Genomic DNA, 6,309 nt, shown 5'->3' with positions numbered 1-6,309 from the left:
TTGTCGGCAGGAATATAATTACCATCAAGCTTTGTACCATTAAGGATGATCTCTTTAACACCAGACTGAACATGTGCAGCGTTGTCAACAGTGATGTTGAGCTTCTTACCGCGGAAGTTCTTGAAAATCTTGAAGCCGTCCCATGAAGCAGGGATAGAAGGATCAATCTTAAGACCGCCGAGGTCAGGACGCATGCCGCAGATGCCCTCAACACAACCGACCATAACTGTTGAAGCTGTTCCGGTAAGCCAGTGTACATGTGAACGTCCTTCATATGGAGAAGCCTTTGATTCAGTGAACTGACCATGTACATATGGTTCCATAACACGGATCTCAGCCTTATCATTCATTGCAGCAGGAGAGCTTTCGAGGAAGTACTCAAATGCACGGTCACCGTGGCCGAGAAGTGCTTCAGCAAGGATGAGCCAGCCCTGTGACTGTGAGAAGATACCGCCGTTTTCCTTGGTATCAAGGTTGAATACCTGCATCAGAGCACCGCTGAAGTGATGATACTTATATGGAGGTTCAAGGAGCTTTGCTCCGTAAGGTGTATTAAGAATATCATGAACGCTGTTCATTGCCTTTTCAGCCTGTTCTTCTGAAGCAAAGCGAGAGATTACAGACCAGCTCTGCGGATTGAGCCACATGTTAGCTTCTGGATCCTTCTTTGCACCAACGATAACGCCGTTATCGCGGATACCTCTGATGAATCTGTCTTCGTCCCAGCACTTTTCAAGAGCATCGCCGAGCTTCTTCTGAACGCCTGTAATATAGTCAACATATTCATTGTCACCGCGAGATACAGCCATATCCTTGATAACTGTCATTGCATAGTAAAGCTGGAAAGCAACGAATGTGGATTCGCCCTGTGCACCAAGACGTAGACAGTCGTTCCAGTCAGCGTGAAGACCAGCGGGCATATCGTGACTGCCGAGACGCTCAAGTGAGAATCTTATAGCGTTCTTGAGATGTTCATAGACTGTAGCTTCACCGCCGCCTTCTTCGGCATAAGTGATAACCTCATCGAGGAATGCCTTGTTGCCGCTTTCACCAAGGTACTTTACAATAGTCGGGAAGAGCCAGAGCGCATCGTCAGCACGATATGAAGGATGACCTGTTTCCTTTGCGTAAACACTGTGTTCGTCGTTCTCATCAGGACAGGTTTCGTGACCTGCATTGTGAGTGAACTTAACAAGTGGGAGACCGCCACCATTGCTGACCTGTGCAGAAAGCATGAAACGGATCTTTTCTGCAGCAAGCTCTGGATCAAGGTGAATGATGCCCTGGATATCCTGAACGGTATCACGGTAGCCGTATCCGTTACGGAGACCGCAGTAAACAAATGATGCTGCTCTTGACCATATGAAAGTAATGAAGCACTGATAAGCATTCCATACATTGATCATGTTGTTGAACTCATCAGAAGGAGTTTCAACCTGGAAATTTGAAAGCTGACCGTGCCAGTAGTCCTTGAGCTGTTTGATATCAGCGTCTACCTTACCTGCAGCCTTGTATTCGTTAAGTATAACAGCTGCCTCGGCACTGTTGCGCTGACCCATGATAAATACAAATTCCTTGGTTTCTCCGGGAGCAAGAGTGATATCACTCTGAAGAGCGCCGCATGAATTGGAGTTGAAGTTCATTACGCCGTCGCACTTACCAGACTCAACAGCTATAGGATTTGAGAATGTTCTGTAAGGTCCGATGAAGTTGCTGAGAGAACCATTGTAGCCTGTTACAGGCTGACCTACCATACCGAAGAAACGCTCCTTGTGATTGGAACCTGTTTCGTCAAATCCTGTGTTTTCATTCATATGCTGGATTATACGGTTATCCTCGAAGCTTGTACGAGTGATGAAAAGCGTATACTGGAGATTAACCTGATCCTGCTCATAGTTAGGCTCGTTTGTAAACTCAACCATTCCGTAAACGGAAAGCTTTCTTTCTTTATCAGAAGCATTAGTTACCTTAGCACGCCATACTTCAAATGTCTTGCCATATGGAACATAATATGTAACCTCAGATTTAATATCTGTGTATTCTGCGGAGATTATTGTATATGCAGTACCGTGACGGCATTCACTCTTGTACTTGTCAAGCGGCTTGCCAACAGGTTGCCATGAAGCTGACCAGTAATCGTTTGCTTCATTGTCACGGATATAAATATAACGTCCCGGAAGTGCCATGTCGGAATTGAAACGGAAACGTGATATACGTCCGTTAGCGCCTGACTTAACAAAACTGTATCCTGCAGCGTTATTTGAGATCATAGCGCCATATTCTGGATCACCGAGATAGTTTGCCCATGGTGCGGGAGTAGCGGGATTTGTGATGACATATTCCTTGTTTTCAAGATCAAAATGTCCGTACTTCATATAATTAAACTCCTAACTCGTTTTTCTGTGCAGACATAGTGCTGTTGACTGCACAGTATGATATAATATTATACCATTTGTATGAAGAAAAATCAAGAGGGGGATTATCAGTTTTTTTGACCAAAAACGGAAATAATATATTGTTAAAATGGCTGAAAGTTGACTTTTTTGCATAAATATGATAGAATAATACATACTTGAGAACGTGTCGTTGTTATTAACAAGCGGACGGGGGTGAGCTCATGGAACTTGTCATAGCATTGATAGTAATTATTGTATTCTGCAAAATACTTGGTGTCAGCAATGAAATGCTTGTTTTAGGCGGACTTGCATTGATTGAGCTCACAATTGTGCTTATGATGTTCATGTTTGCTTACTTCTGCGTGAGAATGCTGTTCACAAAGAGAAGGGAAGCAAAGTTCACCCGTGTGGACAAAGCGCCGAAAGGCAATTTTAAAGTTGCGTATTATGAAGTTGATGGTACCGAATACCCATGCATATTTCCAAGTGAAATGATACTCAACGACAAGATGTACCGTACCGACCGCACATATAAAGTATTGTATAGCAAGAGAAGTAAAAAAGTATATGATATATGGACAATCCTTACATGTATTATCGGATTTGTTTTCAGTGCATTTGCAGTCTTCCTGACAATGCAGATAGTGTCGATAATACCTATGTTCTAAGACGGGAGAAAGAAAATGGGAGAGCACGTTTGCGTAAATAAGAACATACACGATGGTGTTACGGATAAAGTATCAGGAACTATGCCGGATGAATCAGCGTTATATGATGCTGCAGAGCTCCTTAAGGTTTTTGGAGATCCGACAAGGCTCAGAATTATTTCAGCTCTGTGCAAAAGCGAGATGTGTGTATGCGATATCGCCAAGCTTCTCGGAATGACACAGTCAGCTATTTCACATCAGCTGCGTGTTCTTAAACAGGCAAGACTTGTCACGACACGACGTGACGGAAAGACTATTTTCTATTCGCTTTGTGATGAGCACGTTCAGCGTATCTTCTACTGTGCACTTGATCACGTGATGGAATAACCGAATTAACATTTTGTTCATATACTAAGGATAAAAAAATAACATTATTAAACCACTATTATGATATAATATAAAGTAGATTTAAATTAGTGAATTGTATCAACAAGGAGGTGGTCGAATGAGTGATGAAACACCTAAAAGTATAGTAAATGTTATCGACGAATTCGACTACTCAACGCAGAATGAATTCTATAACGAAAAATTCAAAAAGTGGCGCCGGAACAAAGATAATCACTGTGCTTTCAATTTTGTTGCAAACAAAAATGAAAAAGTATATGTTGAGAGTAAAGGATTTGTAGCACATTCCGTTGAAGAGGCGGAAAAGGAGTCACTTACGCATATAGTATACATCATCGGTATTGCTGCTCTGATGTGGCTTGTTACTGAGGATGTAATCGGAAAACTCGGAATATCACTTTTCACACTTCTTGGTTTTGATATTCATGCAAATTTCTTCAATTCTTCCATATACGGAGGAAGTATGGAGATAGTTGCTGCATTGATAGTTGTATCAGTTCTGAAGATAGTTGTACCGGCTATTTATGCACATATCAAGTTCAAATTCCCGAGAAAGGTTGAGTTCATGGGAAAAATGAACAACAGCCTTGCATTAGTCGGAGCGATATCACTGACGCTTATAATATGTACTGCTACAAGTCTTCCAAGCGCTTATTCCAGTGAGTCCAAGGAGATATATGATTATTTCCGTAGTATAGATGCGGATCTCTATGTTTGGGATCAGACGGAATTTCTCGTTTATACTATATTTGACGTCGTGATAATGTCAATTATTTCGGAGATATTCTTCCGAGGAGCGATGTTTGCTGCGCTGAGGCAGTTTGGTGATCCGTTTGCAATAATATTTACAGCACTGACAGCAGGACTTCTTACTCAGGATTTCCGCGCTATGCCTGTGACGATTCTTATTTCTCTTGTCGCTGGATATGGCATGGTCAGCAGCGGTACAATGTTTACAGCTATTTCAGTAAGCATTGTTTACAAGATGTACAACCTTGCTTTATTGATTCTTGAGACTGACAGAACAGAAAAAATGCCGCTAACCAGAAACATTTTTATGATGATAACGCTGGCAGCCGGTATAATCGGTTTTGTGGTTTTCTGGATCGCATTCGTTCGAAGGAAAAAAGGCGGAATTGCTCTTTACAGTTCCGAATATTCCAGATGGCGTAGATTCGGTTTTGCGCTAAAGACATTCCCGTATTCAGCGGTATTGCTTATATGTCTTGCTTATGCAACAGTGAGGTTGACACAGTGACAGACAGATATATGGAGCGTGCGCTAGAACTTGCCCGTGATGCATTCGATGCAGGTGAAGTTCCGGTTGGTGCAGTAGTAGTTAAGAAATCGACTGGCGAGATCGTCGGTGAAGGCAGGAATATGCGCGAAGGCGCAAAGAATGCTTTAGCTCATGCGGAAATAATGGCCATAGATGAAGCCTGCAGGAAGCTTGGCGGCTGGCGGCTGCCAGACTGTGCGATATATGTTACGCTTGAACCATGTCCCATGTGTTGCGGAGCGATAATCAATTCCAGAATTGATACCGTCTTTTTTGGAGCATATGATCTGAAAAGCGGATCAGCCGTATCAGTACAGAAAATGTTTGATTATCCATATAACTATAAGCCTGAAGTGATCGGCGGAATTATGGAAGATGAGTGTGCTGAGCTTCTCTCGGAGTTCTTTGTGAAACTTCGGGTTAAACGAAAAAACAAAGATAATTGATTTGAGCCGGAAAGTTATGCTTTCCGGCTCTTTTCGTATTGCACGAATATCATGGCAGTCATTATTGCTAGTATAACCGATGGTACAGGGGATGGTTTGCTGTGAATATGCGGAGTCAAGGATGCGGAAACTATTTCTCCTGAGATAAAAAACGGAAGCAGTATCTTGCAGATGATATAGCTTATTATAGAGGTTCCGACGCGGATCACTATAGCAGGAATCAATGAAAGCTTTCCACGAAATATTGCGGTAAGCTGCATAAATACACAGCCTCCGCCGAATGTTACCAATGCGGATATTACTGGGAGAAGAGTAAAATCATTTTCGGGGAGTGAACCAATGGCAGTAACGTCCAGAAATGAACAGATAATGCCGGCTGAAACAAGATAGTCCGTTCCATTAAGCTTTGATAGTAAATCAGCAGCGGCAGGAAGTATTCCGGTATATGCCAGGGTGGCTGACAATACGGCAAATCCGAGTATAGCAGCACATATCTCAGCAATGGAACGTCCGGCTGAAGATATGCATTCGGGAAGCATAGCAGAATGAAAGGTTATGGTGCTCTGTTCCGGGGTGTTTGGTTTTTGTTTCCGAAGAAAAAAAGAAAGTATTAGCGCTGCAGTAATACTTGCCGCTGCAGAAGATATACTGATCAGTAAACCTATATTTTGTGAATGGTAAAGCTGAAATGCGATGCACCCGTAAATAAAAGAAGGGCCAGCTCCGAAGCAAACTCCTTCAAGAAGTTCAGTTTCGCGTTTGGTGATCCGTCCGGCCTCATAATACGTCAGAAGCATACGTGCTCCAACCGGATATCCTGCTATGTTTGAAAAAAGGAATATAAGAAAAATGTCTCCGTCCATACCAAACAGGAATCTGCCTGCTTTATGAAAAAATCTGCCCGCATATGTAATAGAACCACTGCGGATCAGCAGTGACGAAACTGCGATCATTGCAAAAAGGGAAGGTATTACAGCTGTCAGACAGCGTTGCAATGCAGCATTTACGGACACTCCGATTGTCCCTGAGGCAAATATACACACTACAGCTGAAAATATCAGAATAGCTGCAATCAATAATTCTCTTGTTTTTTTCATAAAAATCACCCTTTAAATCATATTATTTGAGGGGGGATA

Annotated in this window: 6 protein-coding genes; 4 read left to right on the top strand and 2 right to left on the bottom strand. The window is 42.5% G+C overall.

The window, feature by feature from the left end; all coding sequences use genetic code 11:
- Positions 1–2,375, bottom strand: a 2,375-nt coding sequence (locus J6U00_RS06890) for a glycosyl hydrolase family 65 protein (protein ID WP_296580459.1), incomplete at its 3' end; no start/stop codon positions are given.
- A gap of 242 nt (positions 2,376–2,617) precedes the next feature.
- Between J6U00_RS06890 and J6U00_RS06885 the strand changes: the two genes are divergently transcribed.
- From J6U00_RS06885 to J6U00_RS06870, 4 genes are all read left to right on the top strand, one after another.
- Positions 2,618–3,064: a hypothetical protein gene (locus tag J6U00_RS06885; protein WP_296580457.1), complete on the top strand. Its 447-nt coding sequence runs from the start codon at positions 2,618–2,620 to the stop codon at positions 3,062–3,064.
- A gap of 15 nt (positions 3,065–3,079) precedes the next feature.
- Positions 3,080–3,430, top strand: a complete 351-nt coding sequence (locus J6U00_RS06880) for a metalloregulator ArsR/SmtB family transcription factor (RefSeq protein WP_296580455.1) — start codon at positions 3,080–3,082, stop codon at positions 3,428–3,430.
- 118 nt (positions 3,431–3,548) lie between these two features.
- On the top strand, positions 3,549–4,706 hold the full coding sequence (locus tag J6U00_RS06875) for a CPBP family intramembrane glutamic endopeptidase (protein WP_296580453.1): 1,158 nt from the start codon (positions 3,549–3,551) through the stop codon (positions 4,704–4,706).
- A gap of 11 nt (positions 4,707–4,717) precedes the next feature.
- Positions 4,718–5,173 (top strand): nucleoside deaminase, encoded by a 456-nt coding sequence (locus J6U00_RS06870; RefSeq protein WP_296580460.1) that lies wholly within the window; start codon positions 4,718–4,720, stop codon positions 5,171–5,173.
- 14 nt (positions 5,174–5,187) lie between these two features.
- Here the strand turns inward: J6U00_RS06870 and J6U00_RS06865 are convergent, their stop codons facing one another.
- Complete coding sequence (locus J6U00_RS06865) at positions 5,188–6,270, bottom strand: hypothetical protein (RefSeq protein WP_296580452.1); 1,083 nt, start codon at positions 6,268–6,270, stop codon at positions 5,188–5,190.
- Positions 6,271–6,309 lie beyond the last annotated feature (39 nt).

The sequence above is a fragment of the Ruminococcus sp. genome (assembly GCF_017650195.1).
In the GTDB taxonomy this organism is placed as follows: Bacteria; Bacillota; Clostridia; order Oscillospirales; family Ruminococcaceae; genus Ruminococcus.
The sequence above is the reverse complement of the archived record's forward strand: the minus strand, read 5'-3'. Positions and strand labels throughout refer to the sequence as shown.

Bases quoted from the DNA above. Each gene is read 5' to 3' on its own strand.
- J6U00_RS06885 (WP_296580457.1), top strand. From the start codon at position 2,618: ATGGAACTTGTCATAGCATTGATAGTAATTATTGTATTCTGCAAAATA.
- J6U00_RS06880 (WP_296580455.1), top strand. From the start codon at position 3,080: ATGGGAGAGCACGTTTGCGTAAATAAGAACATACACGATGGTGTTACG.
- J6U00_RS06875 (WP_296580453.1), top strand. From the start codon at position 3,549: ATGAGTGATGAAACACCTAAAAGTATAGTAAATGTTATCGACGAATTC.
- J6U00_RS06870 (WP_296580460.1), top strand. From the start codon at position 4,718: ATGGAGCGTGCGCTAGAACTTGCCCGTGATGCATTCGATGCAGGTGAA.
- J6U00_RS06865 (WP_296580452.1), bottom strand. From the start codon at position 6,270: ATGAAAAAAACAAGAGAATTATTGATTGCAGCTATTCTGATATTTTCA.